Origin of the sequence: Planococcus salinarum (genome assembly GCF_007004625.1) — a bacterium.
GTDB lineage: Bacteria > Bacillota > Bacilli > Bacillales_A > Planococcaceae > Planococcus > Planococcus salinarum.
In genome coordinates this window covers 70492-87930 of record NZ_VIFV01000012.1, presented here as the reverse complement: position 1 = coordinate 87930, position 17439 = coordinate 70492, and the positions used below count along the sequence as shown (strand labels likewise).

The window sequence follows — 17439 nt, the reverse complement described above, 5'->3', positions numbered from 1 at the left end:
CTCCCCTATCTCTTTTTCAATGAAGCATTTGCCTGGCCGCCGTGGAATATGCGCAGGATAAAATCGCGCTCCGGCACCTGCAGTTTATCGTATGCTTCGAGAAATGCTTTATTGTCGTAAACGGCTGATTTTATTTCCACTTCAAAGCCTTCGTCCTTCGCTTCGATGATGGCATACGGTGCTTCCGGTTTATCATTGCAACCGAGAGCGCCCGGGTTCAGGTAAATCGTCCGGTCGTTATGGAAAAAATGCTGCGGATGGTGATGGCCGAAGCAAATCAGGCTTTCATTGTGTCCGCTGAACATTTTTTCTGCGCTGTCAAGATTCGGCTCGACAATCTGTGAAAACGGATCTTCGCTGATCGGCGCTTCCGTTTTGCGTTTTTCCATATGGTAATGCGTGAAAAGTACGCGGTGGCCCCTGAATTTTTCACGGATGACACGCGGCAATTTCCCGAGCTTTGCGATAAACTTGGCGTCCATATTGTCCGCAATCCATTGATGATGAGCGAGAACGTGAAGATGGCTTCTTGGATACTCGCGGTCTGCAGCCAGCGCCAGCACGGCTTCATCGTGATTTCCAGTAATCATGGATACGTCATTCCGGCCGAACAGGATACCCAGCACCTCATTCGTTTCGTGGCCAATGGCAATCATGTCCCCCAAGCAATAAATGTGGCTGATATCACCGGCAGCATCGATTTCAGCAAGCACCGCTTCCAAAGCGCTGGCGTTGCCATGGACATCTGTTATCACTGCAAATTTCATGGCTGGATTCCTCCATTTTTCAATTCTTTACTGCTGTTACGAAACGTCAGTGTTTGATTTCGATAGAATAATAACACCGCCGCAATGAGATACCGGATGGAATTCGCTGCTGCAAATGTGGCTGATCGCTCTTTCAAATTCATCGTAAGCAAAATAGAACTCGTCTTCGTCCCAATACTTGATGCTATCCAATCGGCACTGTGCCAGATCTTCGCGTGTGCGGAAAGCGATATCGCCAATATAGATTTTGCCGCCCGGCTTTAAACGCGCGAGCAAAGTCTCAATAAACACCGTTTTCTCTGCGTCCGTCAAATGGTGCAATGCGTAAGTGCTGATGATCGAATCGTAGCGGCTGCTGGCAATCGGTTCCGGCAGGCCGTTGGTGATGTCCGCTTGCAGGAGCCGTGCTTTCGGCATCTTCTGTTGTGCGATGGTGATCATTTCTTCCGAAAAATCGATGCCGTCGATGTGGTGGCCATTTTCGCATAATTTTGCCGCCAATACCCCTGTGCCAAAACCGATGTCGAGCACATTCGATTGTTCTGTCTGCATCGCTTCATTGAATATCCCTTTCAATATTTCCTTATACCCCGCAAACGGATACTCATTATTTTCTTCGCTCAATTGAACGGTGCGGTCGTAATCGTTTGCCCATAAATCAAAGCCTTGCTTATTTAACATGTATGTATTCCTCCGTTAATCTCGATTACCTAAATTTTAACATAATTCTGCTGATGACAGTTATCCGCACAATTCAGACATAACTCAAAAACATTTCTTTCTCACAAAAAAGGTACTCTTCCCGCTGCGTCGAAACAATTAATAGAACCCTAAGAGAGAAAGGTGCGGCTACGATGGAAACCTGGTATGGTGCTGCTGGAATTTGCATAAATGAATCATCCCAATTATTGATGGTTCTGGAAGGTGAAACTGCAGAAACTCAAAAATGGTCCATTCCCACAGGCGGCCTCGAAAAAGGAGAAACTTTCGAGCAATGCATGCTGCGGGAAATCGAAGAAGAAACCGGTTATACCGCTGCAATCCGGGCGAAAATCAAAATAAAGAAGGGCGTATATGAGCACCTCAACATTGCCTATGAAGTCCATTATTTTGCCATTGAAATTACAGGCGGCAAAGCTAAAATACAGGATCCCGACGAATTTATTCTGGATATCGCCTGGAAACCGGCCGGGGAATTACGCGTGTTGCCGCTTTCCTATCCGGAAGACCGCGAAGAATTGCTGGCATTTTTGGCGGCACCGGAAACGCTGGCTGAAACACCTTCTACATAGCTCAAAAGCTGTGCGGGTGACTCACACTCGCACAACTCTTATCCTTCTTAAAATAATTACTTCCTAAGAAATAACCGATTCTTTCAAACCAAAACGCTATCTCCTATAATTTCCTGATCGATTCCTTCAGCGCATCTTTCTGCACGCCGTCCCATCGCTTATGTACTTCAAATGTGCCTTCTTCGAAAAACAATGGAAAGCGCTCACGGAACCACCCTTGCATCGGCAGCTCCAGCGCTTCTGCCACCGGCACCCATTTCAACTTTCCTTCTGGCGGATTTTCCAGCAGCTCGCCTTCGAACTCCGCTGCTGTATAATTGAAAACCATATACCGTAAATTCTCACTGAGGTCGGTGAATTCATCCAATCCCTTATAAATCAGCTTAGTGACGGTCAATCCCGTTTCTTCTTTTACTTCACGGATTGCACCTTCAGCAATCGACTCCGGATAATCCACTTTTCCACCGGCACCGATATATCCCGGAAACCCTTTTTCCGGCGGCCGCTCAATCAGCAGCACCTTATCGCCGTCGAGCACGAGACACATCGTCATCAAAGTTATTTTTGAGCTCTCAGCCATCTTCCTTCGCCCCTAGCGCTTTCCACTCCGGTTCAAGCATTGAAAAAATCAGCGCGTCGTGCGAAGTACCCCGCTGGAATAAATAACCGCGTAAAGTTCCTTCTGGCTTAAAGCCAAGCTTGGTCAGCATGTTGTTTGAAGCATCGTTCGCAGGATACGTAACAGCCCCCATCCGGTAAAGCCCCAATTCTTCAAAAGAATAGCGAAGCACTTCAAGAACCGCTTCTTTGGCCAGTCCCCTGCGCCAGAAATCCGGATGCAGTTCATAGCCGATTTCCGATTTCTTTGCCCCCGAATTTAAATTATTCAGCCCGATTGTGCCAATAAATTCGCCGGTCTCTTTCACTTCCAGTCCCCAGCGGTAACTGCGCTGCGCTTCGAATCCGACTTGAAATGCCGACACCATTTTTTCCGCAATATCGCGGTCTTGAAGACTGTCCATTCCGTAATACTCAGTTACTTCATCTTTTGATAAAATGCCGAACAGCGCATCGATGTGCTCTGGACCAATCTGAACCAGGCGAAGCCTTGTTGTTTCCAATACTGGAAATATCATTTCCATTCCTCCTTGTGGATTGCATATACGTATGCGGTTCTGCCGGATATCAGGCTTTTCTTCTCCAATTTCATGCCGCAATTTTCAGCAACCCGCTGCGATGCTTTATTATCCGGATGGATCAATGACACAGCGCGTTCTTTGCCCAGCTCATCAAAAGCGTAATCCCGCAATGCCTTTGCCGCTTCTGTCGCATAGCCCTTAGACCAGTAATCTTTTGCAACCCAATAACCGATTTCCCATTCATCGGTACCATCCACTTTTTGCGGGACGAGTCCGGCGTGGCCGACAGGCTCCCCATCGCTTTTCCGCTCCAGCAATAACAGCCCCGTTTTCGGATCTTCCTTATACCCCTGATAAACCCAGTAAAGAAAACGCAGCGCTCCGTCTTTATCCCGCGTCTCTCCGTTTCCGACATACTTCACCATTTCCGGATCTGCTGCCATCCTGTGCAAAAAAGGAAAATCCGTATCTACATACCGGCGAAAAACTAAACGTTCGGATTCGATTTTCATGTCATTCTCCCCTTATGCCTGCTCTTTTGCTGTTATGACTTCCACCTTTGGCCATTTCTTCATCCAGTTTTTCGACTCAAGCCGTTGACGATAAACAGTCATCAAACGCTCATCTTTTTTAAAAGCTGGTGTCGGACAAACTTTCATGCCAATCAAACCTTCCAACCCATGCGGCGCCGCCAATTCCAACTTACCCTGCCCATCCAGCTTCACACCAAGGGCAGTCGCTGTTTCGGGAAACTGTGATATGGCATCGACCGAGGACTGGTAAGGCGGCAGGTCGTTGACTTTGTGCATCCTTGCCTGATTTTTAACGGACCATGGCAACCCTGGCATTAGCCCGCTTAATTGGTGTTCATAGTTTTTCTCCAGTTCTTCATCCAAATTATTCTCATCATAATAAATGACGTCGATATCGCCCAAAGGGGTTCTTTTTGTGTAATCATGCAGATGATCCCATACTTTGGAACGAACAAATCCGGCGCATACCCACCAATCAGGCAATTGCAGCTTCTCGGCTGAACGCAGCACTTTCATCATCCAGTCGTCTTCTTCAATCCCTTTTAGAATGTCGTCTCTATTTTTCATCCAGCATCTCCCGCTTCACCAATTGTTCCGCTTCTTTATTCGTCTTCCGGATTGATAATGGCCATGACGACGTGATCCTGCCATCTGCCATTGATCTGCACATTTTTACGGGCAAGCCCTTCCCGCTCGAACCCCGCCTTCTCAAGCGCACGGATTGACGGCGCATTATGCGGCATGACGCCGGCTTCAACCCGGTGCAGCCCAAGTTCCCGAAAAGCATAGTCCACAGCCAGCCGGATCGCTTCCGTCGCATATCCTCTGCCATTGAATTTCTTATCGATGACATAACCGATCATGCTGCTTTGCAGCGGTCCGCGAAAAATTCGAAAAAGGTTGATTGTGCCCACTAATTTTCCGGTCTCATTCTCGACAATCGCGAAATTATATTCCCGGCCAGCTTCGCGGTTCTCCGTACTTTGTTCAATCACTTCTTTTTGCATCAATAAAGTATAGAAATCTTCGCCAGTAATGACGGAGAATTCTTTGAAGAACTCTTTATTATCCAGTTCCATCTGCAGCTTAGCTTGTGCGTCTTTCAGCGTCAAAAAACGGATATGAACTTTTTCTCCCCGCATCTTACCGTCTCCTCTTACTGATCAATTCGAACAAAAACGTGCTAAAAGAACAAAAAGATGTTTCACGTGAAACATTATTGTTTTATTGTCCAATCTTCAGTGCCTATTCTACAACAGTCGATTCCTTGTATTCTGCTTTTCTTCTATTCCTCGTAAGTTTTTCGGAATCCATAAAAAGCACGAAACTTTTTCGCTTCGTAATAAGATCTGGACGTAGTGCTGGCGAGCAGTTCCATCCGCGTTTCGGGATATAAATCATGGACATACTGCATTAACTTCCCGCCAATTCCAGTGCCACGCCTGCTTTTCTCTACCATTAATTCGCAGACGTAAAGCGTTACGGCTCCGTCCGTCAGCGCCCTGAGACAGCCGATCAATTGGCCATCCTGTTCCGCCACTACGGCCAGATTCGAACCTTGCCACGCCGCTTTAGTCTGCTGATGTTTCGCCACCAGATTACTCCAGCCTTCCTGCTCGTTCAGCTGATGGATCGCCGGAAAATCCGTTTCTTCATATGGACGGATTATCAGCTCTTGCTGTTCTTGCATATTGTGATTCCTGCCTTTCATAATTTACCTTCTTTAATCCAGCTTCGAATTCTGAAACTGCCGGCGACCGTTACGAGGCCCAGCAATAACGCATACATAATATAGACGATCAATTGGTTTATTTCCTGCAGCTCTTCAGCGTTTATGACGATGAAAACCATCAAGCCGATCAGCAGAAAATACATCAGCACATTCGGCAGGATCCACCCCAGTCGCAGCGCTTTATTTTTCATTTAAATTCATCCTTTTCTTAGAATAAAGGAATTTCAGGGAACATGAAGTTGGCAAAACTTAAAATAAACAGGATGATCAAAGGGAATTCCAGCAGCGTGAAGATATATTCCCTCGGATTCTCTGCATATTTCCGTTCCATATATGCCTTGTAGAGAGTGACGATCAACGCCGCAATGACTGAGGCATAGATTGGATACAGCGCCCCATGTTCATATCCATAAATGAATGCAGCAACCATTACCACTGTCCCGGCTATATTCAAATAGAACTCCACTTTCTCATGTCTGGCATTAACATAATTCGCTTTGAATATATTCCGTTTCTCGACACCCAACACTTTTTTCAGGAAGAAATTGACGAGGAACAGGATTGCGACCATCCCCAATAGAAAGAAAACAAACTTCCACTCAAAGTCCAGAGGCAGCCATGTGCGGGAATATTCTGGATGGTCATCATACATGAAGTTCATCCTCAACTTCCGGCTTGGATCTGAGCAATAACACAAACGACAGCAGACAGGTCATTAACAAGCCGATGCCTAAAAGAATTCCTCCCAGGACAAGAAATTGGTTGATGCCGGCTTCGTAAAGCATATTGTACTGAGCTGTATCCATGCTGTTAAATTGGCGAGTCAACTCAGCAGCCGCAACGGACTGTCCCCTGGATCCGCTATTGAAAATCATCAGCAAGCCGATGATGATGCTGATTCCTGAAAGTGCATAAGTGAAAGTAAGATAATTTTTATTCACCCAACCATCCTTCCATCGAATTTATGATTGTTCTCAGTTTCAGCCGCTGAATTCCGCCGCCGCCCGTCCAGCCACTCTGCCGGAAAACAGGCAGCCACCGAGGAAAGTCCCTTCGAGCGAACGGTAACCATGTACTCCGCCGCCGCCAAAACCGGCGACTTCTCCTGCTGCGTATAAGCCGGGAATCGGCTGGCCGGCATCATTAAGCACGCGCGCAGACAAGTCTGTCTGCAGGCCGCCGAGCGTTTTGCGACTGACGATATTCAGGCGTACTGCGATGAGGGGACCGTTTTTCGGATCCAGTATTTTATGAGGTGACGCGACACGGATTAAACGGTCGCCTCTGTAATTCCGGGCTCCGCGCATCGCAGTCACCTGCAGATCTTTCGTAAATGTATTGTCCAGCTGGCGGTCGCGCGCAGCGATTTGCCGTTCGATTTCATTTAAATCCAACAGATTTTCACCGGTCAGCTTATTCATGCCGGCCACCAAATCAGGCAGATTATCCGCGACAATAAAATCTTCGCCTTTGTCCATGAAAGCCTGAACCGGTGCCGTTGCACCTTTTTTCACCCGTGACAACACCTGCGGAATGCTTTTTCCGGTTAAATCGGGATTCTGCTCCGAGCCGGACAGTGCAAATTCCTTTTCGATGATTTTTTGAGTGAGAATAAACCAGGAATAGCTATAGCCTGATTTTTGAATGGTTTCAAGTGTCCCCAGCGTATCAAAGCCCGGAAAATTCGGTGACGGGAAGCGTTTGCCTGTTGCGTCAAACCATAGCGAAGACGGCCCCGGAAGAATGCGGATGCCATGGCGGCTCCATACAGGGCTCCAGTTTTTGATGCCTTCAGTGTAATGCCACATGCGGTCGCGGTTAACAAGGCGACCGCCTGCCTGTTCCGTAATCGCGAGCATCCGGCCATCGACATGTTCCGGCACACCGGATAACATATCCTGCGGCGCTTCGCCGAGCCGCTCCGGCCAATTTTTGCGGATCAATTCGTGATTGCCGCCGATGCCTCCGCTCGTGACGATTACTGCTTTGGCGTTGTATGTAAAGTCCCCAATTTTATTGCGCGAACTTACTTCTCCCCTTGCCGCTTCGCTCGGTTCCAGAATCGATCCATGGATACCGGTGACCGCAGCGCTTTCTGTCAGCAAACCGTCCACTTGATGGCGCGGACGATATTCGACGAGACCATTTTTCATATGCTCCCGGACGCGGCGTTCGAACGGCGCGACAATTCCCGGACCCGTGCCCCATACAATATGGAAACGAGGCACCGAATTGCCGTGGCCTTCGGCAAGGTAGCCGCCCCGCTCCGCCCAGCCGACTACAGGAAAAAATTTAACGCCCATTTTTGCGAGCCATTCCCGTTTTTCACCGGCCGCGAAATCGACATAAGCTTTCGCCCATTTCAATCCCCAATAATCTTCGTCACCGGTTCGGTCAAAGCCTGCCGCTCCCAGCCAGTCCTGCCAGGCGAGCTCTTTTGAATCCTTGATTCCCATACGCCGCTGTTCCGCTGAGTCGATCAGGAATAATCCCCCAAATGACCACCAGGCCTGTCCGCCAAAAGACGCTTCCGGTTCCTGGTCCACCAACAACACTTTCCTGCCGGCATCCGCCAGCTCCGCTGTTGCCGTCAATCCCGCCAATCCGGCACCCACTACGATTACCCCAAACTCCATCCACGCTTCCCCCTTGACGATGCTGTTTCTGCTAATATCGTATCATTTTGAGCTGGTAAATTATAGTTAATAATTTTTGTTTTCTGACAATGAAGCCGATGGTGAGTCTGGTGATTTTATCCAATTATTTTCTCTGAAGGAGCTGGGTAGGTTACTGTGGAGATAAATTCTGCTGAACGCGCGCAAAATTATTTAATCGCCCACAAGTTCGTTTGGCTAAAGAGTTTATCTTATTCCAAATAATTAAAGGAAATATTCCAGACAACCACTCCACTTCCGCTCTAAAATAACCCCATATAATTGAAAAAACCTTCGCTCCCGCGAAGGTTTCCCACAACACCGGAAGTTTTCCGCCTTGCGAAAAACTTCCACTATCGGCTTTTATTAAATCTCTCTTCTTTTCCTGCTTTAATTGTCATAAAAAATCCGGCACCCCATCTAACCGGGGTACCGGATTTTATTCGCATCAGCCCAGGTGTTTACGCTGGAAGTCGGCGATGCTTGCGTATTCGTCTGTTAACAGGCGTGACAGCCGGATGAAAATCGGCAGCAGTTCCTTGTAGATTTCGGTGCAGTCCGGATCCGGTTCGTGGGTATGCGTATGGCCGATCATGTCGCCGACGATGCTGAAGTCGTCGATTTCACCGAGCGCATACATGCCGAGAACGACGGCGCCGAGGCACGAACTTTCAAAACTTTCGGGAACGGTGACGGGCTGGCCGAAGACATCGGCCATCAGCTGACGCCACATTTCTGAACGGGCAAAGCCGCCGGATGCTTTGATCAATTTCGGTTCGCCGGTCAATTCCTCGACCGCGAGCAGAACGGTATATAGATTGTAGACGATGCCTTCGAGCACGGCACGGATCATATGCTGCTTTTCATGATGGATGCTCAGGCCGAAAAACGAGCCACGGGCATTAGAATCCCAAAGCGGCGCGCGTTCACCTGTCAAATAGGGATGAAACAGCAGCCCATCCGAACCCGGATTAACGGTTGAAGCGATGCGCGTCAGCACGTCGTACGGATCGATGCACAGGCGCTTGGCCGTTTCGACTTCCGCAGCCGCAAATTCGTCGCGCAGCCAGCGGAGAATGATGCCGCCGTTATTGACAGCTCCCCCGATGACCCAATGGTCGGCGGTAAGCGCGTAACAGAATGTCCGCCCTTTCGGATCAGTTTTCGGCACCGGAGAAACGGTGCGCACAGCTCCGCTCGTGCCAATGGTTACAGCGACGACACCCGGGTCGATGGCACCGACGCCAAGATTGGCGAGTACACCGTCGCTTGCACCGATGACGAACGGCACGTCTTTTGGAATACCCATGAAAGCGGCATATTCAGTCGCTAACCCGCTCATCTGCTGTGTCGTCGGCACCGGTTTCGGCAACTGGCCGGCATCGATTCCAGCGACTTCAAGCGCGCCGCTGTCCCAATCGAGATTCTCGAGATTGAACAAGCCGGTCGCTGAGGCGATTGAATGATCGACGACGTATTCACCGAATAATTTATGGAATACGAAGCTCTTAATGTCTGCGAACATCGCCGTTTGTTCGAAAATCTCCGGCTTGTCTTCTTTCAGCCAGACGATTTTGGATAACGGTGACATCGCATGGATCGGCGTGCCGGTGCGCAGGTAGATCGCATGGCCGTCCATTTCTTCTTTGATGCGGGTGGCATGTTTGGCAGCGCGCGAATCCGCCCAGGTGATGCTTTCAGTCAATAATTGATCTTCTGCTCCGACCGCAATCAGGCTGTGCATTGCCGAACTGAATGATACCAATTTCAGCGTTGCCGGATCGATGGCGCTTTTGCGGATTGCTTCCCCCACCGTCCCAAGAACGGCACGGAAAATTTCTTCCGGATCCTGTTCCGCTGTCAGCGGCGTGGGCGTATACAATGGATACAGAATTGTCTCCGTCGCCAGGATATCGCCGGTTTTATTGAACAGAACGGCTTTCGTCGAAGTCGTCCCGATGTCCACTCCAAGATAATGTGATGGTTCAGCCATTGGAACCCTCCTCTTCTGATACTCAAATTATACGCGAATAAAACCGGTGTCGCCGTCAGTTTTTATTTCTTCACGACTGCGTGTCCGCCAAATTCGTTGCGCAGTGCCGCGACAACTTTGCCTGTAAACGTGTCTTCTTCCTGTGAACGGTGGCGCATCATCAATGACATGGTGATGACCGGTGCCGGCACTTTCAGGTCAAGCGCCGTTTCAACGGTCCACTGGCCTTCGCCCGAAGAGTTCATGACGCCTTTGATGCCGTCGAGCTTGGCATCTTTTGAAAATGCATTTTGTGTGAGGCCCATCAGATATGAGCTGATGATGGAACCGTTGTCCCATACGCCCGCAACTTCTTCGTAATCGTAATCGAATTGGCTTTTGCTGAGGATATCGAACCCTTCTGCAATCGCCTGCATCATACCGTATTCGATGCCGTTGTGGATCATTTTCAGGAAATGGCCGCTGCCGGCTTTGCCCGTGTACAGATAGCCGTTTTCAACGGAAATATCCTTGAATACCTGTTCGATATCCTTGAACTTTTCTTCGTCTCCGCCAATCATCGAGCAAATGCCATGACGGGCACCTTCCGTGCCGCCGCTTGTGCCGCAGTCAAAATAGTAAAGGCCCTGTTCCTGCAGCATTGCCGCACGGCGCAGCGTGTCTTTGTAATTCGAGTTGCCTCCGTCGATCAGTGTGTCGCCTTTTTGGAGCAACGGCAGCAATTCGCCGATGACCGTTTCCGTGATGTCACCCGCCGGTACCATCAACCAGATGGTGCGCGGTGCTTCCAAACTGTTGACCAGTTCTTCTATAGAAGAAGCCCGCTTGAAGCTGTCATCTTCAAATGTCGCGAAATTATCGTATCCAACCACTTTGTGTCCGTGATCTGTTAAATTCAAGGCAAGGTTCAAGCCCATTTTTCCTAGTCCAATCAAACCAATTTCCATTTTAACCGCTCCTCGTAGAAAATTTTTCCGTAGTGGTTTTATTATATCAAATTTTTTTCCTTAAACAAGGGAAGTGTAGTATAATGTCGGTATGAAACGGTCCAGAAATGAGGAACTTACTATGAAAGAGCAGAAATTTGCGCTTGCGGCCATACGCGGCAGCTATTCGCAATTCAGTGACAAGGAAAAGAAAATCGCTGATTTTGTTTTGAATGATCCACGCAACATTATCCATTTGACGATCAACCAGATTGCGGACGAATTGAATATCGCAGAATCCACCATTTTCCGTTTTTGCCAGCGTATCGGTTTCAAAGGTTTCCAGGCCTTTAAAATTTCGCTCGCTTCAGAAGTCGTAACACCGCTGAAAGACATCCACGAACAGATCGAAGAAGGTGACGAAGTCAAAACGGTAGCGGATAAAGTCTTCCGTTCCAATATCAAGACGCTGGAAGCGACGCTGCAGATTGTCGACGGCGAAACGATGGAAAAAGCGGTCTCGACGATACTCAATGCGCGCAAAGTGGAGTTCTTTGGCAACGGCGGCTCCGCCAGCGTCGCGATGGACGGCTACCACAAATTCATCCGGCTCGGGTTGCCGGTGGCGATGAACCTCGACGCCCATGTCCAGGTCATGTCCGCCTCCCAGATGAACGAGCAGGATGTCGCCATCGTCATTTCGCATTCCGGTTCGACGCGCGATATTCTGGATGTGCTGCACGTGCTGAGGAGCAAAGGCGTGGCAATCATCTGCGTGACGAATTTCGCGAAATCCCCGCTGACGAAAGAATCGGATATGTGCCTGTATACCGTATCGGAGGAAACTGATTTCCGTTCGGAGGCGCTGTCTTCCCGCATTGCCCAGCTGAGCCTGATCGATGCGCTTTACACGAACCTGATGATTGCGCGCAGCGACGCCGGCAAGCAATCGCTGCAGGATATGCGTGAAGCGATGGCACTGAAAAGATTATAGTACTGAATCCCCGCTGAAAAGGTGGGGATTTTTTTGCTTTAGCGAAAATCACCATCAAGTCTGGCAGCATTTTTTCGGTACTTTTTATTCGCAGCGAGCCGTTTCCCGCTCATATACAACCCTAAGCCCACACTCACCGCCAGCATCAGCAAAGAACCCACTACAATCACCGGCCGGATGGCCAATAAATCAGCAGTCACACCGAAACTGAACGTCAGCAGGATAATAAATACGGCTTCGACCAGTCCGTAAATGCTGCCGATGCGTCCCATCATGGCGACCGGAATGTTGTCCTGGTAGAAAGTCTGGAAGCCGGTGTTGGCGAAAGCGAGCGCAAAGGCCAGAACGAAAAAGCCTGTTGCGACTCCCCAGAAACCTGCGGAAAATGCGTAGATCAGATAGCCGGCAGAAACGAAGGCCGTTCCGCCGCCTATCAGAAACGGCACCTGAAGGCGGTTGCTGAGCACAGCGGCTATGAGCGAACCGGCAGCGATTCCGGCACCCGCGATGCTGACGAGAAAACCGTATTGCTGTTCGCTGAGGCTGAGCACCCCGATGGAGAAAGCGGCTTCGAGTGAATCCAATGCGGTCGCCAGCACCATGAACAGGCTGAATGCCAGGTAGACTGCCGCAACGTAAGTGTTTTGCCGGCTGAAGCCGATGACCGCAGCGACGTCCTGCCGGATCAGTTTCAAGTTCAAGGGTTCAACGGCGCTTTCGGCTTTATTGCCATCGAGGTTCGGCAGCACCACGGTCAGCGCGGCGGCCAGGAATAAAGCGGCGGCGTTGCTGTAGAGGGCAAAATCCGCACTGCCGATGGCGAGCAATGCGCCGGCGACCGCGGGACCGATGAGAAAAGCACCGGAACCGACGAGGCTGCGCAGAGCGTTGAAGCGCTGGCGCTGCTCGGGTTTCAGCAACAGCGTCACGTAAGCCATCGACGCTGGCGCAAAAATTGAACCCGCCATGCCAAGCACAAAAACCGTGGCGTAAATGAGCGCTAAAGAATCGAATTGCGGCAATAGCAATACCAGTGCCGCGCGTGACAGATCGAGCCCGATCAGAAGCTTGCGCTTGTTCAGCCGGTCGATCAGGCTGCCGGCCCAGAAGTTCGTGAAAATCGCAGCGAGCGGAACGGTCATGTACAGTCCAGCCACCGCGAGCGCCGAGCCGTCCGTCATTGCCAGCACGCTCAGATTGAGGGCAATCAGGTAAATCCATGCCCCGATATTCGAAATGCCGATGGCCGCCAATAGGATCAATGGGTCTTTCCAAGCGTTCAATTTCATCCCTTCGCGCTCCTCCGCTCCCGGATGCGGCCATAAAAAAACCGCCTCCAAGACATTTCGTCTTGGAGGCGGTTGTGGTTCGCGGTGCCACTCCAGTTCATCGCCATGTCGCCATGCCGATCTCAGTAAGTACGGCAGACAGTATCTGCTTATACTTTTGCCCGGTAACAGGAGCTCCTGGCGCGCCACCCCCGATCCTCGGTTCCGGCGCGCTGCTCAGAGTTTTGGTTCGGCATTCCGCCCTTCCCCCTTTTCAGCGGCCGGGGGTCTCTTGTGAAAGGTGGATCTTGCGTACTCTTCTCTTCTTCGCATTTGGTTTTTATTAGGATAGCATTTGGCACTGTTGCTGTATAGGCTAATTTTTTGTGAACCGGCCATTTTCCTGAGCAATGCTTTTGACACCCACCGTCCCTTCCTCTATCGTAATGAATAATTCCAAGTATTTTGATACGGATTAAACTATTTGGCAATAACTTTAAAGGAGGCCCCTCATGAAAGCTTTATGGAGAACTTATTTAGATACATCATTGATTGTTAAAATCACTATTGCTTTGGTGCTCGGTGTCGCCGTTGGACTGATTTTCGGCGCAGATGCCGCGGTACTGGCGCCGCTCGGCGATTTGCTGCTGAGCCTGCTGACCTTCCTGATCATTCCGCTGATCCTCTTCACCTTGATGGTGGGTGTGAACCAAAGCCACTTGAATGACCTTGGCCGCATGGGCGGAAAGGTTTTTCTCTATTACATTTTGAGTTCCGCTTTCGCCATCATTGTCGGCCTTTCGGTGGCGAGCCTGTTCCAGCCGGGTTCGGGAATGACGCTTCCGATTGATGCAACCTTCGATGTGCCGGACAATCCCGGTTTCATCTCTGTGCTGCTGAACATTGTGCCGTCGAATATTTTCATCGCCTTCACGGAAATGAACCTGCTCGGCATCATTTTCATCGCATTCGCGTTCGGCCTGGCGATTTCCTATATGCGCGGTTCTTCGGATCTCGGCGATCTCGGGGAACACCTCTACAAAACCGTGAATGGTTTGAACGAAGCGACCATCGTCGTGTTGAAAGTGATCCTGCAGTACGTGCCGATCGGCATTTTTGCCATCATGGCGGAAGTGGTCGGCAGCCAGGGGCTCAACACGCTGCTGGAGCTTGGCGAAATGGTACTCGTGTTATACGTCGCCATCGCCGTGCAGATTACGATTTACACTTTGGTGCTGATTGCATTTAAAATAAAACCGGGATTCTTTTTCCGGCATGCGCGGACACCGATGCTGACGGCATTCGTCACGCAAAGCAGCTCCGGCACCTTGCCGCTGACGCTTGATGCCGCACGGGGCCTCGGCTTGTCGAAAAGCTTATACGGCTTCAGCCTGCCGCTCGGCGCAACCATTAATATGGACGGCGCCGCCATCCGCATCGCGGTGTCCGCGGTCTTCGCCGCCAACCTTACCGGCAACCCCTTGTCCTTGCCGGATATGCTGATGGTGGTACTGATCGGTACGCTTGCGTCCATCGGAACAGCCGGTGTACCGGGGGCGGGCATTGTCATGATCGCCACCGTCTTTGTACAGCTCGGACTGCCGATGGAAGCGGTCGCGCTATTGACTGCGATTGACGCACTTGTCGGTATGGGCGCAACGATGCTGAACGTAACCGGCGACCTCGTCGGAACGAATGTAATCGATAAAACCGAAAAGAAACGGCAGGCTGCAAAAGAGTAGCACAGCTGCCGCAAACTGGAAAACCCGTTTTTTTATTCGCATGAGCGGGTATATTGAAAGGCACACGATTCTCTGATTGGGGGGTGATCGAACGATGAAAAACTTAACTTCTGCAAGCACTTTGCATAACGGTGTGGAAATGCCGTGGGTCGGCCTCGGCGTATTCAAAGTCGAGAACGGTTCCGATGCAGCGGATACCGTCCGGACAGCGATTGTAAATGGCTACCGCAGTATCGACACGGCCGCCATTTATGGCAATGAAGCGGGCGTAGGCCAAGGAATCCGCGAAGCACTCGAAGAAACGGGCCTGGCGCGTGAAGACCTTTTCATCACGTCCAAAGTCTGGAATTCCGATCTGGGCTATGATTCCGCAATTGCGGCGTTTGAAACGAGCCTTGAAAAATTGGGGCTGGATTACCTTGACCTGTATCTGATTCACTGGCCGGTTGCAGGCAAATACAAAGACGCATGGCGCGCACTGGAAAAACTCTATAAAGACGGCCGCGTCAAAGCGATCGGCGTCAGCAATTTCCAAATCCACCACCTGCTAGATTTATTGCCGGACGCGGAAATTGTGCCGATGGTCAATCAGGTCGAATACCATCCACGCCTTACGCAGAAAGAGCTTCACGAATTCTGCAAAGCCCGCAACATCCAGCTGGAAGCCTGGTCGCCGTTGATGCAGGGCCAGCTTCTCGATGATCCCGTACTTGGGGAAATTGCGATGAAAAACGAAAAAACGCCGGCCCAGGTCATCCTGCGCTGGAACCTTCAAAACGGTGTCGTCACCATTCCAAAATCCAACAAAGAACATCGCATCATCCAGAATGCCCAAATATTCGATTTCGAGTTGATCGGCGAAGACATGGAGCGCATTTCAGCTTTGAATGAAAACCGCCGCATCGGTCCGGATCCGGATAATTTCGACTTTTAATAAAGCTGTTTTACAGCAAACGCCATCCTTGTTCACCGTTATGCAGTGGGAGGGATGGCGTTTTTTGTGTTGGGGTGCGGGTGGATTGTGTTGGGGTGCGGCTTGAGTCGTTTGGGGTGCGGTTTTCCGTCTGCGAGGTGCGGAAATCGGGTTGCGAGGTGCGGTTATCTCCTGTTGAGGTGCGGTCAGCAATTATTCAGAGCTAATATATAAAAAAACGAATATGAATTTGAAATATTTACCAATATCTTATTTGTAGTTGCGCGATTCTGCAATTTAGTTGCGGTTCCCGGCCATTTAGTTGCGGTCAACAAAATATTCAAAGGCAATTTCGATTTTTAAAATCTTGTTTTAAAGCGAACGCCACCCTTTACACCTTTATGCGGTGCGAGGGATGGCGCCTTTTGTATGTTGCGCTCGAACAGGGCTAGTCGATGATGGTGATTTCGAATTTCATCCTTTCCGAATCCCAAACGTCTTCATTGTAATTGGTTAAGACTGTCACTTTTACCCTTTGCCCAACTTCATACTCTTCAAAGCTGTCTACAGGGATTTCATATATATTGCCCGCACGTCTGCCTTCTGACTCCCCTCCATATTCTTTGACCTCAAGAAATTTGTCATCAAACAGGAATTTTTCTTCCGTTATCAGTTCTTCGATGGTTCCGGTAAACTCGTTATCGACGGTGTAAGGAGCAAAGGTGCAAGCCGCCATGCCTGGAATTAGGATGCATAAGATCAGCAAGCAATAAATTCTTTTATGTTTCATTGCGCCGCCCCCTTCTGTAGTTTATCAAACAGCACCCGCCTTACAGTTGAATTGATAAGGATTTCATCCTAGCACTAACGCGAATAAAATTCGTCCTTTAAAACTGCGTACATCGCCAGATCGACAAATTCCCCTTTGATGATCATGTGTTTGCGCAACACACCTTCCCGAATCATTCCCAGCTTTTCGGCGACGCGCTGCGATTGTTTATTGTCCAGCATGATCGGCGCTTCGACTTTGATGAGATTCATTTCTTTGAATCCGAAATCAATCAGCGCTTCGGCTGCTTCCAGCATCAGCCCTTGCCCCCAATATTGATGGGACAAGGTGTAGCCGATTTCCGCGCGCTGCCGTTTCTGCAGCCAGGTGACAAAATCAATGGTGCCAATCATCTTTTTTTCGCTTTTCAGCTCGATGGCCCAGGTCAACTGGTTTTCGTTGACATAGCCTTTGCGGATAAATCCGATAAACTCCCTCGTATCGTCAGTTGTTTGATGCGCCTGCCATGGCATGAATCGCGATACGGTGGGCTCTGAAGCGTATTCGAACATGTCTTCAGCATCTGTCCCTTCAAGCTTCCGCAAGGTTAATCGCTCACTTTCGATGGTCGGAAGTTGGCTGTAAATGGTCGTCGTTTGGGGCATATGTATTCCTCCATAATCGATTTTGATGGATGCGCAAACAGGAAATTTGGGG

Annotated in this window: 21 protein-coding genes; 4 read left to right on the top strand and 17 right to left on the bottom strand. The window is 49.8% G+C overall.

The window, feature by feature from the left end; translation table 11 throughout:
• Positions 1-5 precede the first annotated feature (5 nt).
• Both DIJ65_RS09030 and DIJ65_RS09025 read right to left on the bottom strand, forming a co-directional pair.
• Positions 6-767, bottom strand: coding sequence for a metallophosphoesterase family protein (locus DIJ65_RS09030; protein ID WP_117300990.1), 762 nt, complete (start codon positions 765-767; stop codon positions 6-8).
• A gap of 36 nt (positions 768-803) precedes the next feature.
• On the bottom strand, positions 804-1448 hold the full coding sequence (locus tag DIJ65_RS09025; protein ID WP_117300992.1) for a class I SAM-dependent methyltransferase: 645 nt from the start codon (positions 1446-1448) through the stop codon (positions 804-806).
• Between the two features lie 173 nt (positions 1449-1621).
• Here DIJ65_RS09025 and DIJ65_RS09020 point away from each other — a divergent pair, with 173 nt between their 5' ends.
• A complete protein-coding gene (locus DIJ65_RS09020) occupies positions 1622-2059 on the top strand; it encodes an NUDIX hydrolase (protein ID WP_117300994.1) in 438 nt (145 codons plus the stop codon).
• A 103-nt stretch (positions 2060-2162) separates the two neighbouring features.
• Here DIJ65_RS09020 and DIJ65_RS09015 read toward each other — a convergent pair whose 3' ends face one another.
• The 12 genes from DIJ65_RS09015 to gnd all read right to left on the bottom strand — a co-directional run bounded on the left by DIJ65_RS09015 (position 2163) and on the right by gnd (position 11057).
• A complete protein-coding gene (locus DIJ65_RS09015) occupies positions 2163-2639 on the bottom strand; it encodes an 8-oxo-dGTP diphosphatase (protein WP_117300996.1) in 477 nt (158 codons plus the stop codon).
• On the bottom strand, positions 2632-3195 hold the full coding sequence (locus DIJ65_RS09010) for a GNAT family N-acetyltransferase (RefSeq protein ID WP_117300998.1): 564 nt from the start codon (positions 3193-3195) through the stop codon (positions 2632-2634). The genes DIJ65_RS09015 and DIJ65_RS09010 overlap by 8 nt, the downstream gene beginning before the upstream one ends.
• Positions 3192-3710 carry a GNAT family N-acetyltransferase gene (locus DIJ65_RS09005; protein ID WP_230321321.1) on the bottom strand — a complete coding sequence of 173 codons (519 nt, stop codon included), beginning with the start codon at positions 3708-3710 and terminating at the stop codon, positions 3192-3194. The genes DIJ65_RS09010 and DIJ65_RS09005 overlap by 4 nt, the downstream gene beginning before the upstream one ends.
• A gap of 12 nt (positions 3711-3722) precedes the next feature.
• Positions 3723-4298 (bottom strand): nucleotidyltransferase family protein, encoded by a 576-nt coding sequence (locus DIJ65_RS09000; RefSeq protein ID WP_117300999.1) that lies wholly within the window; start codon positions 4296-4298, stop codon positions 3723-3725.
• Positions 4299-4333: 35 nt separating this feature from the next.
• Entirely contained in the window at positions 4334-4873 is a 540-nt protein-coding gene (locus DIJ65_RS08995) for a GNAT family N-acetyltransferase (protein ID WP_117301001.1), read from the bottom strand.
• Between the two features lie 143 nt (positions 4874-5016).
• Positions 5017-5442: a GNAT family N-acetyltransferase gene (locus tag DIJ65_RS08990; protein ID WP_230321328.1), complete on the bottom strand. Its 426-nt coding sequence runs from the start codon at positions 5440-5442 to the stop codon at positions 5017-5019.
• Positions 5439-5654 (bottom strand): hypothetical protein, encoded by a 216-nt coding sequence (locus DIJ65_RS08985; RefSeq protein ID WP_117301003.1) that lies wholly within the window; start codon positions 5652-5654, stop codon positions 5439-5441. The genes DIJ65_RS08990 and DIJ65_RS08985 overlap by 4 nt, the downstream gene beginning before the upstream one ends.
• Positions 5655-5671: 17 nt before the next feature.
• Positions 5672-6115 carry a DUF4181 domain-containing protein gene (locus DIJ65_RS08980; RefSeq protein ID WP_185959533.1) on the bottom strand — a complete coding sequence of 148 codons (444 nt, stop codon included), beginning with the start codon at positions 6113-6115 and terminating at the stop codon, positions 5672-5674.
• The gene (locus DIJ65_RS08975; RefSeq protein WP_117301006.1) at positions 6108-6404 is read right to left on the bottom strand and encodes a hypothetical protein; all 297 of its coding nucleotides are present in this window, start codon (positions 6402-6404) and stop codon (positions 6108-6110) included. The genes DIJ65_RS08980 and DIJ65_RS08975 overlap by 8 nt, the downstream gene beginning before the upstream one ends.
• A 39-nt stretch (positions 6405-6443) precedes the next feature.
• Entirely contained in the window at positions 6444-8099 is a 1656-nt protein-coding gene (locus DIJ65_RS08970) for an FAD-binding dehydrogenase (RefSeq protein WP_117301008.1), read from the bottom strand.
• 466 nt (positions 8100-8565) lie between these two features.
• Positions 8566-10110, bottom strand: coding sequence for a gluconokinase (gene gntK / locus DIJ65_RS08965; RefSeq protein WP_117301010.1), 1545 nt, complete (start codon positions 10108-10110; stop codon positions 8566-8568).
• A 62-nt stretch (positions 10111-10172) separates the two neighbouring features.
• Positions 10173-11057, bottom strand: coding sequence for a phosphogluconate dehydrogenase (NAD(+)-dependent, decarboxylating) (gnd, locus tag DIJ65_RS08960; RefSeq protein ID WP_117301011.1), 885 nt, complete (start codon positions 11055-11057; stop codon positions 10173-10175).
• Between the two features lie 121 nt (positions 11058-11178).
• On the opposite strand from gnd, the gene DIJ65_RS08955 reads away from it, so the two are divergent.
• Positions 11179-12030 (top strand): MurR/RpiR family transcriptional regulator, encoded by an 852-nt coding sequence (locus DIJ65_RS08955; RefSeq protein WP_117301013.1) that lies wholly within the window; start codon positions 11179-11181, stop codon positions 12028-12030.
• 38 nt (positions 12031-12068) lie between these two features.
• Here DIJ65_RS08955 and DIJ65_RS08950 read toward each other — a convergent pair whose 3' ends face one another.
• Entirely contained in the window at positions 12069-13319 is a 1251-nt protein-coding gene (locus DIJ65_RS08950; RefSeq protein ID WP_117301015.1) for an MFS transporter, read from the bottom strand.
• 491 nt (positions 13320-13810) lie between these two features.
• Between DIJ65_RS08950 and DIJ65_RS08945 the strand changes: the two genes are divergently transcribed.
• Both DIJ65_RS08945 and DIJ65_RS08940 read left to right on the top strand, forming a co-directional pair.
• Positions 13811-15040, top strand: a complete 1230-nt coding sequence (locus DIJ65_RS08945; RefSeq protein ID WP_117301018.1) for a dicarboxylate/amino acid:cation symporter — start codon at positions 13811-13813, stop codon at positions 15038-15040.
• Positions 15041-15134: 94 nt separating this feature from the next.
• A complete protein-coding gene (locus DIJ65_RS08940) occupies positions 15135-15974 on the top strand; it encodes an aldo/keto reductase (protein ID WP_117301020.1) in 840 nt (279 codons plus the stop codon).
• A gap of 427 nt (positions 15975-16401) precedes the next feature.
• On the opposite strand, the gene DIJ65_RS08935 is transcribed toward DIJ65_RS08940, so the two are convergent.
• Both DIJ65_RS08935 and DIJ65_RS08930 read right to left on the bottom strand, forming a co-directional pair.
• Positions 16402-16743 carry a hypothetical protein gene (locus DIJ65_RS08935; protein WP_117301022.1) on the bottom strand — a complete coding sequence of 114 codons (342 nt, stop codon included), beginning with the start codon at positions 16741-16743 and terminating at the stop codon, positions 16402-16404.
• Between the two features lie 74 nt (positions 16744-16817).
• On the bottom strand, positions 16818-17387 hold the full coding sequence (locus DIJ65_RS08930) for a GNAT family N-acetyltransferase (protein ID WP_117301024.1): 570 nt from the start codon (positions 17385-17387) through the stop codon (positions 16818-16820).
• Positions 17388-17439: the final 52 nt, after the last annotated feature.